The organism is Brumimicrobium glaciale, from assembly GCF_004152935.1.
In the GTDB taxonomy this organism is placed as follows: Bacteria; Bacteroidota; Bacteroidia; order Flavobacteriales_D; family Crocinitomicaceae; genus Brumimicrobium; species Brumimicrobium glaciale.
On sequence record NZ_SETE01000001.1, the window covers coordinates 671,249 to 691,366 of the forward strand.

At 33.8% G+C, this 20,118-nt stretch carries 14 protein-coding genes and 1 pseudogene; 9 read left to right on the forward strand and 6 right to left on the reverse strand.

The features are described 5' to 3' along the window. Window positions 1-2 precede the first annotated feature (2 nt). Window positions 3-2,999 (reverse strand): amidohydrolase family protein, encoded by a 2,997-nt coding sequence (locus ERX46_RS02655; protein ID WP_165366125.1) that lies wholly within the window; start codon window positions 2,997-2,999, stop codon window positions 3-5. A 181-nt stretch (window positions 3,000-3,180) separates the two neighbouring features. On the opposite strand from ERX46_RS02655, the gene ERX46_RS02660 reads away from it, so the two are divergent. Next, on the forward strand, window positions 3,181-3,618 hold the full coding sequence (locus ERX46_RS02660) for a cytochrome B (RefSeq protein WP_130092278.1): 438 nt from the start codon (window positions 3,181-3,183) through the stop codon (window positions 3,616-3,618). Between the two features lie 55 nt (window positions 3,619-3,673). After that, the gene (gene hflX, locus ERX46_RS02665; RefSeq protein ID WP_130092279.1) at window positions 3,674-4,888 is read left to right on the forward strand and encodes a GTPase HflX; all 1,215 of its coding nucleotides are present in this window, start codon (window positions 3,674-3,676) and stop codon (window positions 4,886-4,888) included. A 488-nt stretch (window positions 4,889-5,376) separates the two neighbouring features. Here the strand turns inward: hflX and ERX46_RS02670 are convergent, their stop codons facing one another. From ERX46_RS02670 to ERX46_RS02680, 3 genes are read right to left on the reverse strand one after another with little or no spacing between them, the layout of a single operon-like run. Further along, window positions 5,377-5,934, reverse strand: coding sequence for a hypothetical protein (locus tag ERX46_RS02670; RefSeq protein WP_130092280.1), 558 nt, complete (start codon window positions 5,932-5,934; stop codon window positions 5,377-5,379). Window positions 5,935-5,954: 20 nt separating this feature from the next. Next, the gene (locus ERX46_RS02675; RefSeq protein ID WP_130092281.1) at window positions 5,955-7,040 is read right to left on the reverse strand and encodes a mannose-1-phosphate guanylyltransferase; all 1,086 of its coding nucleotides are present in this window, start codon (window positions 7,038-7,040) and stop codon (window positions 5,955-5,957) included. Continuing rightward, window positions 7,040-7,666 carry a SprT family zinc-dependent metalloprotease gene (locus ERX46_RS02680; protein WP_130092282.1) on the reverse strand — a complete coding sequence of 209 codons (627 nt, stop codon included), beginning with the start codon at window positions 7,664-7,666 and terminating at the stop codon, window positions 7,040-7,042. The genes ERX46_RS02675 and ERX46_RS02680 overlap by 1 nt, the downstream gene beginning before the upstream one ends. A gap of 80 nt (window positions 7,667-7,746) precedes the next feature. Between ERX46_RS02680 and ERX46_RS02685 the strand changes: the two genes are divergently transcribed. From ERX46_RS02685 to arsC, 3 genes are read left to right on the forward strand one after another with little or no spacing between them, the layout of a single operon-like run. Next, a complete protein-coding gene (locus ERX46_RS02685; RefSeq protein WP_130092283.1) occupies window positions 7,747-8,487 on the forward strand; it encodes an MlaE family ABC transporter permease in 741 nt (246 codons plus the stop codon). Further along, window positions 8,487-9,242, forward strand: a complete 756-nt coding sequence (locus ERX46_RS02690) for an ABC transporter ATP-binding protein (protein WP_130092284.1) — start codon at window positions 8,487-8,489, stop codon at window positions 9,240-9,242. The genes ERX46_RS02685 and ERX46_RS02690 overlap by 1 nt, the downstream gene beginning before the upstream one ends. 24 nt (window positions 9,243-9,266) lie before the next feature. After that, on the forward strand, window positions 9,267-9,605 hold the full coding sequence (gene arsC, locus ERX46_RS02695; protein ID WP_130092285.1) for an arsenate reductase (glutaredoxin): 339 nt from the start codon (window positions 9,267-9,269) through the stop codon (window positions 9,603-9,605). A gap of 160 nt (window positions 9,606-9,765) precedes the next feature. Here the strand turns inward: arsC and ERX46_RS02700 are convergent, their stop codons facing one another. Next, window positions 9,766-10,980 carry a glycerophosphodiester phosphodiesterase gene (locus ERX46_RS02700; RefSeq protein ID WP_130092286.1) on the reverse strand — a complete coding sequence of 405 codons (1,215 nt, stop codon included), beginning with the start codon at window positions 10,978-10,980 and terminating at the stop codon, window positions 9,766-9,768. A 245-nt stretch (window positions 10,981-11,225) separates the two neighbouring features. On the opposite strand from ERX46_RS02700, the gene ERX46_RS02705 reads away from it, so the two are divergent. Both ERX46_RS02705 and ERX46_RS02710 read left to right on the forward strand, forming a co-directional pair. Further along, window positions 11,226-12,776: a glycosyltransferase family 39 protein gene (locus ERX46_RS02705; protein WP_130092287.1), complete on the forward strand. Its 1,551-nt coding sequence runs from the start codon at window positions 11,226-11,228 to the stop codon at window positions 12,774-12,776. Window positions 12,777-12,797: 21 nt separating this feature from the next. Beyond that, complete coding sequence (locus tag ERX46_RS02710; RefSeq protein ID WP_130092288.1) at window positions 12,798-14,339, forward strand: glycosyltransferase family 39 protein; 1,542 nt, start codon at window positions 12,798-12,800, stop codon at window positions 14,337-14,339. A gap of 229 nt (window positions 14,340-14,568) precedes the next feature. Here ERX46_RS02710 and ERX46_RS02715 read toward each other — a convergent pair. Continuing rightward, window positions 14,569-15,084, reverse strand: a pseudogene (locus tag ERX46_RS02715) (cell division ATP-binding protein FtsE); the annotation flags it as partial. Between the two features lie 166 nt (window positions 15,085-15,250). Here ERX46_RS02715 and ERX46_RS02720 point away from each other — a divergent pair. Both ERX46_RS02720 and ERX46_RS02725 read left to right on the forward strand, forming a co-directional pair. Then, window positions 15,251-18,346: a tetratricopeptide repeat protein gene (locus tag ERX46_RS02720; RefSeq protein WP_130092290.1), complete on the forward strand. Its 3,096-nt coding sequence runs from the start codon at window positions 15,251-15,253 to the stop codon at window positions 18,344-18,346. Continuing rightward, window positions 18,339-20,075 carry a hypothetical protein gene (locus ERX46_RS02725; protein ID WP_130092291.1) on the forward strand — a complete coding sequence of 579 codons (1,737 nt, stop codon included), beginning with the start codon at window positions 18,339-18,341 and terminating at the stop codon, window positions 20,073-20,075. Before ERX46_RS02720 ends, ERX46_RS02725 begins: the two co-directional genes overlap by 8 nt. Window positions 20,076-20,118 lie beyond the last annotated feature (43 nt).

A 20,118-nucleotide genomic window follows, 5' to 3' on the forward strand; every position in this document is an offset into this window, starting at 1 on the left:
TTCTAATCTTTTGAATCTCCAATTGTGTCACAATGCCAATGCTTTTCCTTTTTCTTTTCGAATGGCTTTTTTGCTTCTCCGTTTTGATTAGAAATTAACATTTTACTAATTATACGCGCTTTTTCAGTTTGAATTCTATAAAAATGATCTACGCTTTTCCAAGAATCATAAAGTAAATCACCATCGACAAATGTCTTGGAAACTTGTGCATTAATACTTAATGGATTGTCGGTCCAGATTACAACGTCAGCGTCCTTTCCTTTCTTTAAACTTCCCATTCTGTCATCAAGGTGCAATAGTTTTGCAGGATTAAGCGTTACCATTTTCCATGCATCTTGTTCCGACATTCCTCCGTATTTTATGGATTTTGCAGCTTCTTGATTTAAGCGGCGTCCCATTTCAGCATCATCAGAATTTATCGCCACAACTACACCTTGTTCCTGCATTAAATTCGCATTAAAAGGAATTGCATCTTTAACTTCATACTTGTAGGCCCACCAATCTGAGAATGTACTTCCGCCAGCGCCATGTGCAGCCATTTTATCTGCTAATTTATAACCTTCTAAAATGTGTGTAAATGTATTTATAGTGAATCCCATAGAATCAGCAACTTTCATCAGCATATTGATTTCACTTTGCACATAACTATGGCAACTTACGAAGCGTTCACCGTTTTTAACTTCCCAAACTGTTTCCAACTCTAAATCTATTGCTGGAGCAGTAATGTTCTTACGTTCCGCTTTTTTTGGAGATAATTCATTGTATTCTTTCCATTTTTTCTTGTATTCCTCTGCACGAATAAAGGCATCGTAGAAAACCTGCTCAACTCCCATTCTTGTTTGCGGAAAACGTACCGTTTGGTTATCTCCCCAGTTGCTTTGTTTTACATTTTCACCCAAGGCAAACTTTATGAATTTTGGCATGTCTTTCACCAACATTTGTTCTGGAGAATAACCCCATTTTAATTTGATGATTGCAGATTGGCCACCAATTGGATTCGCTGAACCATGCAGCAGTTGAGAAACAGTAACTCCTCCAGATAATTGACGGTAAATATTGATATCATCATTTCGAACAACATCAGCAATGCTAGCCTCTGCAGAAACCGCCTGACCACTTTCATTTACTCCTTTTGAAATAGCAATGTGTGAATGTTCATCAATTATTCCAGAAGTTATGTACATTCCTTTACATTCGATTTCAATTGCATTTGCTGGAATACTGAAAGTTCCTGATCCAATAAAATCAATTTTTCCGTCCTTAAGAATAATAGTCCCTTTTTCTATGACTCCTTCTTCTTCATTTGTCCAAAGTGTTGCATTGCGTAATACGTAAGTTTTCTTTTTTGGCAATGTGTCAAAACCATAAGCCATGTTGGGAAACCAAACTTTTCCAACGGAATTTGTGTCGACAACTACTTTGTTCTTTTCAATCTCCTTTTGGTCTACTTTAAGTCGCGATAACTGAATCCCAGCCCACTTTACCCATGTTCCGTCTGGCATTTGACCTTGACCAATAAATGCATCAATTTTCGGACTAAAGTTTCCGTGGAGAGTAACCACTCCATCATATTTATTGTCTCTTACTTCAAAATGAAATACTGCGTCTCTGTAGTCTACTTTAACACCAACTTTCGATTTTAAAGTATCGACTTTTGATCTCATTGTGCTAGAATCTACAATGGTTTTATAGCTAATCGCAGTTCCTGTTGGTTTTTCAGCTGTTCCTTTGATGTCAATAACGTAAGAAGTTCCAGGAATGCTTATTCTGTATTTTCCACGAATATCAACTTCTGGCTTGTCGGTAACAAAATGCTGTTTTCCCAAAGACCAAGATTCTTCAAGAACTGCATTTTTCACCTCAAATGGATCTTTATCGAACACAGAAAAACTTGCGATTTTACCTTCATCTAAAGTCCCCAGTTGATCTTCAATTTTAAATATTTCAGCAGGAATTGTTGTTAAAGAAGCCAAAGCATCTTCACGAGAAAGTCCACGTTCTAAAACATTATGAAAATGTTTCCAAAAATCTTCTGGCTTCGTATGTCCTTTTGATGAAATAGCAAACTTTACATTGTTTTTCTTCAGTATAAAAGGGTTTGATGGAGATAATTCCCATTCTTTTAAATCACTTAATGGAATTTGCTGAGAAATATATGGATCACCTACATCGTAAGGGTCTGAAAAATTGATAGGTAAAATCATTGGCTGTTTCCAGTCCTTAAAATCATTGATTTGCTCAAATTCATTTCCAGCTCCTAGAATAATGAAATCCAATTCAAATTCATCTGCAATTTTCTTAGCCCTTAGAACTTCTAATTTGTCATTTACATTAAAAATCATTGGACCAGAAAGCTGCTCGTTTAAGGCACTTAATGATAAGTTTCTTGAAAGGTTTTCTTCATTGTTTTTATAATATTCTGCATCATAAAGTGCTTGACGCAATAAAGCGATTACACCCATTTGTGAAGAGGGATAGGTTTGTTTCGAAACACCTTTTTCGAATGAGAAATAGGCGCCACCTTTTGATTTTAAAATTGCGTCTTTATGTGGAATGTCGCCCAGCGCTACAATTGCTCCACTACCTCTGGCAATTCCATCATCAATATGAGTTACAGCTACAGAAAACCCCATTTTTTGAAGTGTTTCTGATGCTTTCGAGTCCACTTTAAATTGACTTGCTGCATCTGTTTCCGGGTGAATTGATTCGTTCCAATAATACGCTCCTTCTTTACTGGTTTCAATTTGTGGATTTGGCGTATTTTGCGGGCTTTCAGCTTTAGGTAAACCAATAGAGGAGTAGCTTTCAATAAACGAAGGAACAATTGTTTTTCCTTCCATGTCTATTATAATTGCGCCATCGGGAAAACGAACCATTTTACCGACGGAAATTATTTTTCCATTTTCAATAACCAATGAACCTTTTTTGATAATCTTGTCAGGGCTCACAATAATCTTTGCATTGCGCAAGACATAAATGGAAGCCTCTGATTTTTTCATACCATTATTTGGTACAGGGGTTTGTCCAAAAGAATATGAACAAAAAAGCAGTATTAAAATCGATAGAATATATGTAGTTCTCATGGACCTTTCAAGTTATAAAATGCGAAATTAATCATTTATAAAGAATCGATAATTTAATTTGGTTGTTTTTAGGTATATTTGACCAAAAAATAAGTAAATGAAAGGATTAGTAGCAGCTCACTCTGGATTAAGATACATTGTACTCGCATTAATGGTTATTGCGATATTTAATGCAATCGCAAATTTGAAATCAAATAAGTACGAAAAGAAGGATAAAATGATCAACCTTTTCGCAATGATTTTTATTCATATTCAATTGTTGTTAGGATTGGTTTTGTATTTCATAAGTCCAAAAGTTCAATTCGTAAAAGAAACAATGAGTGAACCTATTTTGAGATTCTATACAGTAGAGCACATTTTGTTAATGGTCTTGGCTATTATTTTTATCACATTAGGTAGAAAAAAAGCAGAAAAGCAAGCAGAACCAGCTAAGCGTCATAAAATGATTTTGAGATATTATGGTTTAGGATTGATCATTATTTTTATTGCAATTCCATGGCCTTTTATTTATGACGTAGGTGCTGGATATTTCTAGCCAAAATTAGTTAAGATCAATCTAGTTATATAAAAAAAATTCGTATTATCATTGAATGGAAGTAGGTAAATTAACAGAGAGTTTAGAAGGGGAAAAAGCGGTTTTAGTAGGAGTAATCGTACAAAATCAGTCAGAAGAAGAAGCAAACGATCATATCGATGAGCTTGAGTTTTTGGCACGTACTGCTGGAGCTATCACGCAAAAGAAGTTTATGCAAAAACTTCAGATGGTGAATTCCAAAACTTTTCTAGGAACGGGTAAGATTCAGGAAGTTAAAAAATACGTTGTTGAAAATGAAATCGATATGGTGATTTTTGACGACGAGCTTTCCCCAGCTCAATTGCGAAATATTGAAAGATTATTGGAGGTGAAGATTTTGGATAGGAGTAATCTTATTCTTGATATTTTTGCTTCAAGAGCTCAAACTTCTCATGCCAAAACACAAGTTGAATTAGCTCAATATCAGTACTTATTGCCAAGATTAACCAATATGTGGACTCACCTCGATAAGCAAAAAGGGGGAATCGGGATGCGTGGTCCTGGTGAGCGTCAAATTGAAACTGACCGTAGAATCATTAAGGACAGAATCACTTTATTGAAGAAAAAGCTAATTGATATTGACAAGCAAAAAACTGTTCAACGTGGAAACCGTGGTCAGCTTGTACGTGCAGCATTGGTGGGATATACCAATGTTGGGAAAAGTACAATTATGAATGCACTCAGTAAATCTGATGTGTTCGCTGAGAATAAACTTTTTGCTACGCTAGACACAACCGTTAGAAAAGTAGTGATTGAGAATCTTCCATTCTTACTGACAGATACCGTTGGATTTATCAGAAAACTACCACATCAATTGGTTGAATCTTTCAAATCAACATTAGACGAGGTAAGAGAAGCTGATCTTTTAATTCACGTTGTAGATATTTCTCATCCTAATTTCGAGGATCATTATCGAGTGGTGAATGAAACGCTAGCTGAAATCGATAAAACTGAAAAGCCAACAATCCTTGTTTTTAATAAAATTGATGCTTACCAATATGTTAAGCAAGATGAGGATGATTTATCTCCTAAAACAAAGGAAAACTATACGCTTGAAGAGTTGAAAAAACAATGGATGACTAAAATGGACAACAGTAAATGTATTTTCATTTCAGCAGAAGAAAAAACCAACTTTGAAGAGTTAAAGCACGTGATTTACGACGAAGTAAAAACTGTTTTCCAAATCCGTTATCCTTATAATAACCTTTTGTATAAAGACAATTACGAGTAGATATTTACGAATAAATTACGAATTACGAATTTTGATTTCATAATTAGAAATTCCTATTTAGGAAATTTCTAATGCCTTATTTAATATAATCGATCCTAATTATAAGAACGAATCAATCAAACAATCTGAAAGATAAAATAATTTCAAATTGGATAAAAATTTATAATAAGTATGGCTTTTATAATAAGCTTATAAAGCATTGAAATAAATAGCTAATGTTAAAATAGATGATATTTTAAGGTTAGTTTTGTTTTTGAACTTAAAAACCAACATGTTTTCCATCCTGACCTTAAAATTAGGTTTTTTTTAAGGTTAGTCGTGGTTTTCGCCTTAAGTTGAATGAATCCTATTTTTTTTAATTTTTAAAAATCTCAATTTGTCTCATTGTAAAGATAATTTACAATCTATAAATTCGATTCCCCAAAACCAATCAAGAATCCCAATCCCAACAATTCGTAATTCGTAATTCCAACATTCGTAATTGATTACTAAACCATCACAAATTGATGATCTTTCAATAAAGCTCTCAATGCCGGATCTGGTCCCAAAAACTGTTCTCCAAATTTGTCCATTTCCTCTTTTGTTTCAAGTGATAGATTTTCTTGAATCTCTTCAATGTATGTTTGTCCTATCACAAATGGCGTCATTGTTGGAATAATTTTTCCACCTTGAAATTGTCCTACAATATGATACTCATCATTTAGTTTAACTTCTTCATCAGAAAATAAACAAGCAGATTTCCAATCAGACCTCCAGTTTTTGTCCCAGCGGTTTTGTCTTTTCTGTAAGAATGAAGCACCACCCATCATTTTCATTAAGTAGGCTTTAGATTCTTTGCTCATTTTCTCACCTTGCTTTTCAGCACAAGGAATACAAATTGCTACTTCAAACAAAGTAACATCTTGACCTTCGTCTACTCTTTTGTAGGCTTTTTCAATCGTGTAGGGTGTGTTTCCATTACTCAATTCACGATCACAAACTTTACAAGCTGTGAAAGGTTGGTCATCGCTGTCCGAGTTGAAATCATCGGGAATGTCTAAATTCATAGTTTTAAAATATACAAAGTTTAGTGAGAAAGTGAATCTCTTTCTTCTATTGCTTTTAGATACGTTTTAAGGCTTTGTTCGTCTCTTTTATCAAGTATAAGCAAACGGTTATCAGCTTCCACAACAATGTGATTGTCTAATCCTTGAACGATAGCTAATTTGTGATTGGGTAAATTAATCAAACAATTCGATGATTTAAAAACATGGGTGTTGTCACCTTTTACGCTGTTTCCATTTACATCTTTGTCTAAATGGTCGAATAAACTTCCCCAAGTTCCAAGGTCGCTCCAATCAAAATCAGCCAAAATCACATCAACGTTTTTTGCGCTTTCCATGATGGCAAAATCTATAGAAATATCCTCACATTTTCTGAAAGCTTCGTTAACGAATTCATATTCGCCAGGAGTGTTGTAGATTTCGAAATTATCACAGAACAACTCATGCAGGTCTGGTTTGAATTTTCTTAACGCTTTTAAAATCGTTTTCGCTTTCCAAACAAAAATTCCTGAATTCCAGTAGTAATCTCCACTTTTCAAGAAGATTTCAGCCATTTCACGGTTCGGTTTTTCTGTAAAGTGTTTTACTTTTGAAATCTGTCCCGCTATAATATCACCATCTTGATGAAATTGAATGTAACCATATCCTGTATCAGGACGTGTAGGTTTAATTCCGATAGTTAGAATCCGATCTTCTTTATCTGCACGAATTAATGCCGTTTCAATGATGCGAGCAAATTTCTCCTCTTTTATTATTAAATGATCTGAAGGCGCAACAATTAAGTTAGCATCTTTATTTAACGCATAAATTTTAGCAGCTGCATAAGTAATACAAGGAGCTGTATTTTTTCGTTCAGGTTCTGTTAAAATTTGATTTGCTTTAAGAAATGGCAGTTGTGTTTTTACTAACTCAACATAGCTTTCGTTGGTAACAATATAGATGTTCTCGTCAGGAACGACATTTGTTAATCTATCATACGTTAATTGGATTAGTGTTTTCCCGATACCCAAAACATCTAAAAATTGTTTAGGACATTCTTCGACAGACATTGGCCAAAAACGACTACCAACACCACCGGCCATAATTACCGCGTAATTATTCTCTCTCATCATTCATCTTTTAATGGCTCAACTTCCGCCAATCGATTGACGAGATATTTTTTGCCAGTTTTTACTTCCGTGCAAAGATACTTTCTTCTGCGCAATATTCCACGCTGAAAGGTCATTTTACCTAGTCGGAAGTACATATTGTTACCAATATTCTCCAATAACTCCATGTCATGATCCACTTCGTTAAATTCTCGAAGTGCTCGCATAAGATGGATATCGCTACAACTGGAAGCTTTCAAATTATGTAAACTTCTCATTAAAGCTTTTTCTATCGTTTCAGGTAATTCTTTTTGCTCTAAAACAGGAATTAAAAGTCGCTTAAATTCATTTTTCCATTCTATGCCATGTGGTAAAACTTTTCCGCCGTATTTTACATGAGTTGTCATGTGGGCAAATTCATGAACGGTTGTAATTAAAAATGCATAAGGATTCAAATCACCATTTATAGAAATGCGATGTGGTTCTCCATTAAACGGTGGACGATAATCTCCCGCTTTTGTTTTTCTTGGTTTGCTGATTCTAAATGCAAGTTTTTCTGAAAACATCAAATCTACAACATAAGGAATGTAGCACGCTGGAATATACCGTATTAAAGCTTTTGATATGTTTTCTCTTTTTGAATTCACGCATCAAATGTAATTATAAGATTAATTTTTATCGAATAAATTGTCTTGTTTAAGAATAAGCTATTAATTTAGCGTAAGTAATGAGCTATATAACAAGCATAGGAAAATACGTTGGAATGATGAGGGAGGTGTTCTCCAAGCCAGAACGCTTCAAAGTCTACTATACACGTACGATAGCAGAAATTAATTCTATTGGGATTAATTCTGCGGGAATTGTTGCAATACTATCCGTTTTTATGGGAGCTGTAATTGCATTGCAGACGGCCTCCAATATGGATAGTCCGCTACTGCCCAAGTATACGATTGGTTACATCACAAGATCAAGTACGATTTTAGAGTTTTCACCGACTATTATTTCGCTGATTCTAGCAGGTAAAGTAGGTTCGAATATTGCCTCTGAAATTGGAACAATGAAAGTGACAGAACAAATTGATGCCCTTGAAATAATGGGTGTGAATTCTTTGTCTTTCCTTGTTCTCCCAAAAATTATCGCCGCTGTTTTCTTCTTTCCATTTTTGATTATTTTCTCTATGGGATTGAGTATTCTTGGAGGTTATTATTCCGTTACTTCAGCTGGTTTAGCTTCTCATGAAGAATTCGTGTTCGGACTCCGTGCTTTTTTCAAGTCAAGCGACATTGTTTATGCTTTAGTTAAAACCTGTGTTTTCGCCTTTATCATTGTCTCTGTTTCTTCTTATTTCGGATATTATACCAAAGGTGGAGCATTAGATGTTGGAACTTCATCTACACAAGCGGTTGTTTGGAGTAGTATCGTGATTCTAATGGCTAATTTTGTGCTCACCCAATTAATTTTGATGTAATGATTGAAGTGAAAAACATAAATAAATCTTTTGGTGAAAATCATGTTCTGCATGACTTCTCAGCACAATTTGAAGCAGGAAAAGTAAATCTTATTATAGGTCAATCTGGACAAGGTAAATCTGTACTTACGAAATGTATCGTTGGTTTGATGGAGGTTGATTCTGGAAGTGTGCTTTATGATGACAGAGACTTTTCTAAAATGAACAGAAAAGAAAGAAAAGAAATCAGAACCGAAATTGGAATGCTTTTTCAAGGTTCTGCGCTTTTTGACTCTATGACTGTTGAAGAAAACATCATGTTTCCTTTGAAGATGTTTACGAAAATGTCTAAAAAAGAAATGTTGGACAGAGCAAATAGTTGTTTAGAACGCGTAGATCTATCTGGAAGAAATAAACTTTTACCAGCGGAGTTAAGTGGGGGAATGATGAAAAGAGTTGCTATTGCAAGAGCGATATCTATGAATCCAAAATACCTTTTCTGTGATGAGCCTAACTCTGGATTAGATCCAAGCACCTCACTTTTGATTGATAGTTTGATTCAGGAAATCACTTACGAATACAATATGACTACTGTCGTGATAACTCACGATATGAATAGTGTGATTGAAATCGGAGATCACATTGTGTTTATCTACAACGGAAGAAACTGGTGGCAAGGAACGAAAGAAGAAATTATTAAAACTGAAAATCAGGAAATAATTGACTTTGTATATGCTTCTAAGTTCATGAAGACCTTAAAAGGGAAACTCGCTTAATATTTTATCATTTTATTTTTTATCATGAAAATTTATCACAATCCACGCTGTTCAAAAAGCAGAAGTGCGCTACAATTATTGGAAGAAAAAGGCGTTGATGTTGAAGTTGTAAAGTACCTTGAAAACACACCCAATAAAGAGGAATTGAAAGATTTACTCAAAAAGCTAGGGATGAAAGCAGAGCAAATTGTTAGAAAAGGAGAAGCAGACTATAAGGAGAATTTCAAAGGAAAAACTTTATCTGATGACGAATGGATCTCAGCGTTTATTGAATATCCAAAGTTAATTGAGCGACCAATTTTCGTTAAAGGAGACAAAGCTGTTGTGGGAAGACCACCAGAAAATGTGTTGACTTTATTGTAGAAATCAATTTTAATCAGCGTGCTAACTTTTTTTTTCGCAGATTGTAATGATCAAAAGATACAAAAACTATTTCCTCGCTAACAAAGGCGTGAAGTTTCAACAGAGTGTTTTTAATTCACAGATTTTGAACTAAAATGTGATACTGTTTAGAACTATGCATTTATTCCAATTCAAATTGAGAAAAACTGTATTCATTATTCAATTTTGAACGGGATTTATTCCAAATGTTTATGTGCACAGTTTTGGCATTTTTAAATGCTAAGAATTCAGGATTGATAAAGAAATATGAATTCGGTTTTTCTGATAAATCGATACCTTGCCAATGAACTGAATTACCATTTTCATCCACCGCTTTAAAAACCAATAATACCTCCTTTTGATAATCACCTTTTAATGTTTTAAATTCAATTAATTGATCCTTTTCCAGCGGAAGATTTAGCGTTAACAGCGAATGAAACTCTTTGTCATTTGTTTTTACAGATTCATTTTTATGTGATAGTCTTAGCGCTTTTTGACCACTTTGAATCGCTTCAAAAAATTGCATCATTGGGATGTTATCACTTTGCATTATTTCAGGAGATAAAACCAAAGCTTCAAAGAATTCATTGGCTGAATTTATCGTCCAAAGATCTTGAATTTTAACTTCGTTGGGATTAAGGTTTTTCGGTAGATTATGAATGGGAAGAGATAAGTTGATTTGTTCATTGTTGTTTGCTGAAATTGATTCTTCAGTAGGGAAAGGATCTACCAAATATGTTTGACCTTTAAATACACTGTCAAAAACCTTAAATTGTTGAGTATTGAAAACCTCAAATATGATTTTAGTTTCAATCTTACTTTCTTGAATAAGTCGATTGAGTTTGTCTCTAACAAATATTGAAAAATCTGTGTAATCTTTAAATAAATGTATGGTTTCAAGATTATAGAAAACCTTCATGTCAAAGCAAATTAATTTTTCTTTCCATTCTTCTTGCTGCGCTTTTCGTAAAAAATCAGATAACTTAATAAGAGTTGAGTTGTAATGGCATTCACTTATTTTGGAAAGTTCATCGTCATTGAATAAAGAAAAATTTATCAAAGAACCATTACAATTATAAAGACTGTCATCATGGAAAATCCACAGAGTAGAATCTGCACTGAGTTGTAAATCCATTTCGCTTCCATCAATCGAATTTATGGCATTAGCAATGGCTTCCCACGAATTTTCTATCAATTCAATGTTTCCATTTTCATTAATAGTTCCACTTCCTTTATGACCTATAAAGCTAATGTCTTGAGGGATATTTAGCTCTAAAAAAACATCTGGTTGTTTACTGCAGGATGAAATTAGGAACAGTGAAAAAACAAGAAAAAAGATTGAGAATAATGATTTCATATTATACTTTTATTTCGAATCAAATGTAATCTATAAAATTATCAGTTTTTCTCTAAAACTACTATTTATAGAGAATCAAAGCGAATTATATTAGTTGATTTTAAATGAATAGGCATATCCTTTCACTCAAAACGAAATTTTCCAATCATTAATTAATAGAAATAATGTTACTTTTGAAAATGGAGTATAAACTTCGAATTTCTTACTATTAAAGTATTTCCAAAAAAAACTGAATTTCAAGTTATATGACCAAACAAAAAATCAAAGAATTTCGATCAGTCGCTGTCATAGCATTGATGTCCTTGATATTGCTTTGGCAAAACATTGAACAATCTCCTTGGAGAGAGAAAGAAGTCATTCAAACAGATGCAAAAGTTTACCACATCTACTTGCCTGCTACCATAATCAATAAAGATCCTTTTCTTGAACTCGAAACTCCTGATAAAATAAAAAGGTATGGAACGCATACTTCACCTATTGGTAGGAATGCCGTGAAAATGAGTATGGGAGTTGCAATGATGAATTTACCATTTTTTTATGGTGGACATCTTTACGCACTTTCCAATGATAATTACGCTGTGGATGGTTATTCCGAACCTTATCAATTGGCCATTTCCTTATCGTCTGTTTTTTATATGATTATGGGACTTATTTTCCTTTGGTTAGTTTTAAAAAGAACGTTTTCGGATTTAATAAGTTTGCTGACTATCCTTTTCATTGGAGTCGGAACAAATTTATATTACTATTCTATTTATGAAACAGGATTGTCACATCCTTGTACTTTTTTCTTGCTTTCAGCACTCTTGTATTTGATTCACAATTGGTTAAGTCAAAAAAAGATGTGGAAAAGTATTTTGATGGGTGCGATTTTAGGTCTAATTGTACTTGTTCGGCCAATTAATATACTTTTTATTCTGCCACTTATACTTTTGTTTAAAACCCAAGATTTAAAGTGGAGCGCTTACTTAAAACAACTATTTCTTCCATTTTCTTATGTCTTGGCCATTGTTCTAGGTGGGTTTTTAATCATTTTACCTCAACTCATTTTCTGGAAAATACAAACAGGAAGTCTTGTGTATTACACTTATGGCGATGAAGGTTTTTTCTGGTCAAACCCGCATATATGGGAAGGCTTGTTCTCGTTTAGAAAGGGTTGGTTCATTTATACTCCTTTAATGCTTTTTGCGCTATATGGAATGGTCAGATTGTATAAAATTCAAAAGATGTATTTCTGGGCAATTGCATTCTTTTTGCCTCTTTTTTTATACATTACATTTAGTTGGTGGAGTTGGTGGTACGGAGGAAGTTTTGGTGCGCGGACACTTATTGATATTCTTCCTTTTATGGCGTTTCCCTTAGCGGGTTTAATTGATTGGATTTTTCAAAAAAGATGGCGTTTGATTATTTTAATCATTCCTCTCTATTTCGTTTATGTAAATCTTTATCAATCCTGGCAGTATTCACACAAAATGCTTCATTACGATTCCATGACTTTTGAAGGATATAAAACAATATTCTTAAAACATTATACACCAGACGAATATTGGGGCCAACTGCGCAAACCTGATTATGTTAACGCCTTAAAATATGGAATTGAAAAGGTTTCTCTTCCCATACTAAATGACCCTGTTCCCACTTTTTCTGAAGAAGATATTCAAAATATGATTGAATATATTAAAACTGATGAAAAATGGATAAAGGAAATTGAACTTAAAGCAATGGATAGAAATCAATCTGTAGATTCAGTCCTTAGGAATCATGTGATATGGTTGTTCGAGAATAAAAAGGTAAAGTAGTTTAACTTTAGTACTAATAAAATGACCAAACAAACTTTTAAAAAATACGGTTCAGTTGCAGTCCTAGCTTTGATGTCTTTGATTTTACTTTGGCAGAATATTGAAAATGCGCCATGGGAAAAACAAAGGATTATTCGATCGGATGTTTCTATTTATTACACTTATTTACCTGCGACGATAATAAACAACGATCCATTTTTCGAACTTAAAGACACACTCAATTCAGGAAAGTACCGAGTACGCACTTCAGAAATTGGAAGGAATTCTGTAAAGATGAGTATGGGAGTAGCTTTTATGGATCTACCTTTCTTCTATGTTGGCCATCTTTACGCTCTTTCAAGTGACAAATATGAAGCAGATGGATATTCCGAACCTTATCATTTAGCGATTTCTATTTCTTCTGCTTTTTACACTATAATGGGATTCATTTTCCTGTGGTTAGTTTTAAAAAGAACGTTTACTGAATTGGCAAGTTTGCTGACTGTTATTTTAATTGTTTTTGGTACTAATTTATATTTATACTCTGTTTATGAAACAGGAATGTCACACCCTATTACCTTTTTCTTGCTTTCAGCGCTATTGTATCTCGTTCAAAATTGGTTGAATCGAAAAGGGATATGGAAAAGCTTTTTAATTGGAATCCTTTTAGGGTTAATTGTTCTTGTTCGACCAATAAATATTCTTTTTATTTTACCGATTATCATTTTACTGAAAAATAGAGATATAAGTTGGATCGCATATTTTAAAACTCTTTTCCTTCCTTTTTCATACATAATTCCAGTTCTTTTGGGTGGAATATTAATCATTCTACCACAGCTTATTTTCTGGAAGTTTCAAACAGGAAGTATTTTATCATATTCTTACGGAAAAGAAGGTTTCTTTTGGTTGAATCCGCATGTTTGGGAAGGCTTATTTTCTTTTAGAAAAGGATGGTTTATTTATACTCCGTTAATGTTCTTTGCATTGTTTGGAATGGTGAGATTATTCAAAATTCAAAGAATGTATTTTTGGGCAATTATCATCTTTTTACCGATTTTCTTTTATGTTACTTTTAGTTGGTGGTGCTGGTGGTACGGAGGAAGTTTTGGTGCTAGAACGTTAATTGATATTTTGCCTTTTATGGCCATACCTTTGGCAGCGCTGTTAGATTGGATGCTTGGAAGTAAATGGCGTTATGCTTTGCTTCTTATCCCATTTCTTCTGATGCGTGTAAACTTATTTCAGTCTTGGCAATATGGGAAAGGGATTATTCATTTTGATAGTATGACATGGGAAGGTTACAAAACCATCTTTTTTAAAGATTACACACCTAATCATTATTGGGGATTACTTCAAGAACCTGACTATAGTGGTGCTGTTAATAACGGAGTAGAAAAAGAACTATATCCTGTTGTAAGTAGCGATCCTCAATCTCCAGTTTATGAAAAAAGTATTCAAAATACGATAAAGTATTTAAAATCGGATGAAGGTTGGATGAAGTCTGTTCGTGAAAGAGCTGAAAACAATAATATTTCAATAGACTCCTCTTTAAGGGTTACAGCAATTTGGGTATTAGAACAATAGTGATTTTAGATTAATGCAGATTGAGGAATTCAGAACCCTAAAATTCCTTCACCTCAAAAGGATTAAAATTCTCTAAAGCTTCCACTTCTCTGATTGTGTTTTTCTCTACACGTAAAACTCTTCCTGGAAATTTTTCTACCAATCCCATATCGTGAGTGGCCATCAATAAAGCTGTTCCTTCTTTGGCAATTGCATGTAACAAATTCATAATTGCGCCAGAAGTTTCAGGATCTAAATTTCCTGTTGGCTCATCTGCTAAGATCAATTCTGGATTGTTTATTAAAGCTCTTGCGATAGAAACCCTTTGTTGTTCACCACCAGAAAGTTCGTGTGGCATTTTGTAAGCTTTTTCTTCGATTCCAACCATTCTTAGTACTTCAAGTCCACGTTGTTCCATTACCGCTTTCTTTTTCCAGCCTGTCGCTTTCATGACAAAAAACAGGTTTTTCATCACAGAACGATCAGTCAGCAATTGAAAGTCTTGAAACACAATTCCAATCTTTCTTCTCAATAAAGGAATCTCACGTTTCTTGAGTTTGTTAAGGTCAAAACCAACAACTTCTCCTTCTCCATCAACAAGACGCAGGTCAGCATAAAGCGTTTTTAGAAAACTACTCTTCCCAGAACCCGTCTTTCCAATGAGGTAAACAAATTCTTTGGAAGAAATTGTTACGTTAACATCTTGCAAAACAGTTACTTTTTTCTGCTCAACTCTTCCTTGAATAATATTGATTACCTTCTCCACTTCTGATTGTTTTTACAAATATCAACAAAATAATAAAAGAAATTAATGGAAGCAAATAACAATCTTAACAGATTTGCGTTTAAAACTTTTCAGCGCTTGCAATTTTCCCATCGCTATACTCCCTATTTTTATAAGTTAAAGTAAATGTATTTATTAAAGTCGTAAGATGATTACACCACGTGGTTTTATTTTTCTCGTTTCCATCCTTCTGTCAACAGTTGTTTGGAGTCAATCCACTGAGAAATACAGTGGAGAATATGCTGATTTTTACAGGGCAGAGGAATTGTTTGAAAAAGAGCAGTACGGCGCTGCACGAGAAGTTTTTACTACTTTCTTAGCAGGTTTTCACGAACAGGAAGATCCGCAATATATTAAGGCGCGTTACTATGTTGGAATTTCCGCATTGGAATTGTACAACACCGATGCGGTGAAAATATTAATGGAATTCAATAATGATTACCCTGAGAGTATTTATAAAAACGGAATCTATTTTAAAATTGGAGAACACTTTTACCAAAGAAAAAAATATCAAGATGCGAGAGAATGGTTAGATAAAACCGATCCTACAGCAATTGATACAGCTTCAATTGCAGCTTATCATTTCAAATTAGGATATGCTAACTTTCAATTAAGTGATTATCCTGCAGCAAGAAATGAGTTTTTCGACATCAAAGATGGAAACTCAAGTTTTAGCGCTCCGGCTTTGTATTATTATTCTCACATTGCTTATAAAAACAAAACGTATAGTGAAGCCTTGGTTGGTTTTTTAAAATTAAGAGAAAATCCAACTTTTAAAGATGAGGTTTCCTATTATCTCACTCAGATTTATTATTTACTAGGAGATTATGAAAAAGTAACTGAATTTGCTCCAGATTTTTCAGCAGAAGAAAATGGAATCAGTAACAATTCTGCAGAAATGAACCTCTTAATTGGTGACGCATATTATAAAGTTGAAAAATTCGACGAAGCTGTTGCCTATTTAGAAGATTATAGCAACAGAAAACAAATGACCAGAGATCAAAGTTATTCTTTGGCCTATTCTTATTTCAAAAGTAAACAATACGATAAAGCGATTAAAATGTTTGACCGTGTTTCTCGAACAGAAGATCAGCTAGGACAAACTTCTTTTTATCATATTGCGCAATCTTATCTATATAAAGAAGAACTCAATTATGCGAGAACGGCTTTTAGATCTGCTGCAGCTTTAGATTTTAATCTTGTTGTGCAGGAAGATGCGCTTTATAATTATGCGGTTTTATCTTACAAATTAGATTACAATCCATACAACGAAGCAATTAAGGCTTTTGAATTTTTCTTAAGAGAATTTCCAAAATCAGAAAGAAAAGAAGACGTGTATAGTTATTTGGTGAATGTTTATTCAAGCACTAAAAACTATGAGGAGGCTTTAAAATCATTGAATCGTATTCCAGTTTTAAACATCAAGTTGAAAACAGCATATCAAGTAGTTTCTTATAATATGGGAATTGAAAAATATGAGCGTGGAGATTATCCTGGGTGTGTAGAAGCATTAAAAGGTGTTGCGAAATATGATATCGACCCAATGATTACGGGGAAAGCAAAATTCTGGGAAGCTGACGCACATTACATGATGGCAGAATGGAAATTAGCAATGAAGGAATACAGAGAGTTTTTGAATGTTCCGGGAATGAATGATTTAACACTCAAAGAAGCTGCGTATTACAATATTGCCTATGCTTATTTTGAACAAAAAGATTGGACGCAAGCCATTCAAGCTTTTAGAACATTCACGCAATTAAATAACATTCAAGACGATATTAAGTTGGCAGATGCTTATGCGAGAATTGGAGATTGTTATTACACCAAAGACGATCCTGATTTCCAAAAATCGGCATTGAATTATGAAAAAGCTTTGAGTTATGAAATCGCAAAAAAGGATCAATATCTTTATTCTTTGTCTAAGGTTTATAAACTAATTCCAGGAAAAAGAGACGCACAGATTTCTACTTTGAATAGAATTTTAAAAGATCATCCAAAATCATCTTTTGTAATTCCAGCGAAATTTGACATCGCAATGAGTTATAAAAATGGTGGAAATTATGATCAAGCATTAACTCATTTTGATAATATCGTAAAGAATTATCCAAACAATATTTTAGTAAAAGATGCATTGATAGAAATTGCAGATATTAAATTCAAGCAACAGAAATATCAAGAATCTGAGAGCTATTTCCGCCGTGTTTTGAGCGAGTTTACTTTGGATGATCAAACATGTAAAAGAGCAACGCAAGGAATTGTGGATGTTTACAGAGCTACTCGTCGCCAAGATGAAATCGTGAGTTTAAGCAAAGAATATGCATGTGCTGATATTTCAGAAGACGATGAAGAAATTTTCTTCTACGAAACAGCAAGTGAATTGTATGTGAATGAAAATTACGATGAAGCAATTCCAGAATTGAATAAATACTTGAAGCGCTATCCAAATGGTCGTTTTTCAGTTCAATTGTTGAGTTATTTGGCGGACATATATTACCAAAGAAGTGAAGAGAACTTAGCGATTACTTATTATGAAAACATCATTAATCGACCAAATTCAGCTTATACAGAAGAAGCATTGGTGAGAACTTCAAAATTATTGTATAACAATAAGGAGTACAGTCGGGCTTTGCCACATTATGAAAAGCTAGAAAGTTTGGCGTCTAAAGCGCAAATTATTTTCAATACCCGTGTTGGATTAATGCGTACAAATTTCATTCTTGAGAATTATGCTAAAGCTGCCGTTGCTGCAAATAAAGTATTGCAAGATGAATTGTTGGATGATAAAGAAGTTCGCATTGAAGGAAATTACATTGCTGGAATGTCAATGTTTGAAACAAAAGAGTATCAAAAATCATTGACTTTCTTGCGTTGGACAGCAGATAATACAGGTAAAGTTAGAGGGACAGAAGCTTTGTATACTTTAACGTTTGCTAATTATCATTTGAAAGATTATGCAAATGCGGAGAAATTACACAATGAATTATTGAAACGAAAGCCAGCTTATGACTTTTGGATTGCGAAATCTTTAATTCTTCAAGCAAGAGTATTTATGATGAAAGATGATTTATTTCAAGCGGAACAAACCATCAATTTAGTGATAAATAATTACCCGAATCAGGAAGATGGTGTATTGCAAGAAGTAGACAAAGTGAAGTCTGAATTAATGCAATTGAAAAATTCGCCAAATAACTTTGAGGACGATACAAATAGAATGATTGACATAAATAATGGAGGCGATGAATAAGCACGTAGTTTTATTTCTAAGCGCAATTACAAGCGTATTTTTTACTTTACCAACTGCCTTTGGTCAAAAAGAAGGGGATGTAAATATCGTAACGAGTTCAGATCGTTCGATTGCGCCAGCATCAAGGATTTATTTACGTCCAACGATGATTGACACTGCAATTACTTCACCTGTTTTGGTTTATCCTTTATTGGTGCTCAAAGAAGAAACTTCATTTGAAGTAGAAGGAATAGAACCCGCAAATATTCGCCACCGTCCTCAGCTTACTCAATTATACAATGGCTATGCTAAAGTGGGTGGAGGAAGCCGTTTGATGGGATTAGGAGAAGTGTACTACAATTCAACACGTTCTAGAAAGTTTAATTGGGGAGCACATGCTTTACATCATTCAGAATGGGGGCAAATCAGTGATTATGCGCCTTCTCAATATGACAAAACATCAGTTAAAGCATTTGGTAAAGTTGAAGAAAGCCGATTCTCTTATGGAGGTGGAGCGCATTATCTAAACCAAGGTTTACATTATTACGGATTTAAAAATCCAGATGCAGACAGAGACAGTATCAAACAGCGTTATCAATCCTTTGGATTTAATGCGTTTTACGATTCTCACAAGAAAGATTCAGCAATGTTGAATTATAGAATTGGAATTGAATATGATAATTTCAGTGATAGAAAACCAGAAATTGACAGTCTTGAAGATTGGAGAGGAAAAGAAAATTATTTTGGAGTAAAAACAAGTTGGCAATACAATACCAGCTCAAATGTTTTATTGTCAAACTTACGTGCCGATTTGAATGTTGGATACAACGGGTATAAATATGGAATTGGAGACACTTCAATATCTCTTTTAGACACTGGAATTGTATCTAAAAATACGGTAATTCAATTGCGTCCAGTAACAAGCTTTTACGGGATGAATGAAAAGCTAAAATTCAAAGTTGGAGGTGAATTTGCATTAGATATTCACGATGAAACGAAAGCAAGTTTATATCCAATTGCAGAAGTGCGTTATTCCTTATTCAACGATATTTTTATTCCTTATGCTGGAGTTGAAGGAGGGTTGCACCAACAACGTTTCGCTCATTTAGCAGGAGTAAATGAGTTTATTGGATCAAATAATCAAATTAAAAATGAAAGTAGATACGAGTTTCATTTCGGGATCAAAGGAACTTTGACTTCTCGCATTAGTTTTAACGCCAATGTAGCATTTAAGAACTGGAGAAATCACGCTTTATTTACAAATGACACGATTTATTCATCAGGAAATCAATTCCGCGTAGAATATGACACGATTTCTGTAACAACAATTTCAGGAAGTATTTCCTACCAACAAAATGAAAAATTGAAAATCGATGTAATTGGAAGATTCAATACTTATGCAGCGAACAACAATCCTTATGCATGGAATTTGCCACAAGTTGAATTAATCACTAGAGGAGCATACAACATAGCTGATAAATTAATCGCAAAAGTTGATTTCACATTGAAAACAGGAGCTAAAGCAAGAGTTTTTGATCCAACAGTTGAAGGAGCTGAGTTGGAAGACGGAATTTATTACAGAAGTTTAGGTCCAATAGCTGACTTAAATATTGGTGCAGAATTTAGGTATACAAAACGTTTATCAATTTTCGCAAATTTCAATAACGTAGCCGCACAAAGCTACCAACGTTGGAATGGATATCCAGTAAATGCATTTCAATTTATGGCTGGATTGACTTTTAGGTTTTAAATCATTTAATAGGTTGTCTGATGAAAAATATCTATTTTAGATT

Coding starts and splice junctions, on each gene's coding strand:
- ERX46_RS02655 (WP_165366125.1), bottom strand. CDS start 2,999: ATGAAAAAATCAGAGGCTTCCATTTATGTCTTGCGCAATGCAAAGATT.
- ERX46_RS02660 (WP_130092278.1), top strand. CDS start 3,181: ATGAAAGGATTAGTAGCAGCTCACTCTGGATTAAGATACATTGTACTC.
- hflX (WP_130092279.1), top strand. CDS start 3,674: ATGGAAGTAGGTAAATTAACAGAGAGTTTAGAAGGGGAAAAAGCGGTT.
- ERX46_RS02670 (WP_130092280.1), bottom strand. CDS start 5,934: ATGAATTTAGACATTCCCGATGATTTCAACTCGGACAGCGATGACCAA.
- ERX46_RS02675 (WP_130092281.1), bottom strand. CDS start 7,040: ATGAGAGAGAATAATTACGCGGTAATTATGGCCGGTGGTGTTGGTAGT.
- ERX46_RS02685 (WP_130092283.1), top strand. CDS start 7,747: ATGAGCTATATAACAAGCATAGGAAAATACGTTGGAATGATGAGGGAG.
- ERX46_RS02690 (WP_130092284.1), top strand. CDS start 8,487: ATGATTGAAGTGAAAAACATAAATAAATCTTTTGGTGAAAATCATGTT.
- arsC (WP_130092285.1), top strand. CDS start 9,267: ATGAAAATTTATCACAATCCACGCTGTTCAAAAAGCAGAAGTGCGCTA.
- ERX46_RS02700 (WP_130092286.1), bottom strand. CDS start 10,980: ATGAAATCATTATTCTCAATCTTTTTTCTTGTTTTTTCACTGTTCCTA.
- ERX46_RS02705 (WP_130092287.1), top strand. CDS start 11,226: ATGACCAAACAAAAAATCAAAGAATTTCGATCAGTCGCTGTCATAGCA.
- ERX46_RS02710 (WP_130092288.1), top strand. CDS start 12,798: ATGACCAAACAAACTTTTAAAAAATACGGTTCAGTTGCAGTCCTAGCT.
- ERX46_RS02720 (WP_130092290.1), top strand. CDS start 15,251: ATGATTACACCACGTGGTTTTATTTTTCTCGTTTCCATCCTTCTGTCA.
- ERX46_RS02725 (WP_130092291.1), top strand. CDS start 18,339: ATGAATAAGCACGTAGTTTTATTTCTAAGCGCAATTACAAGCGTATTT.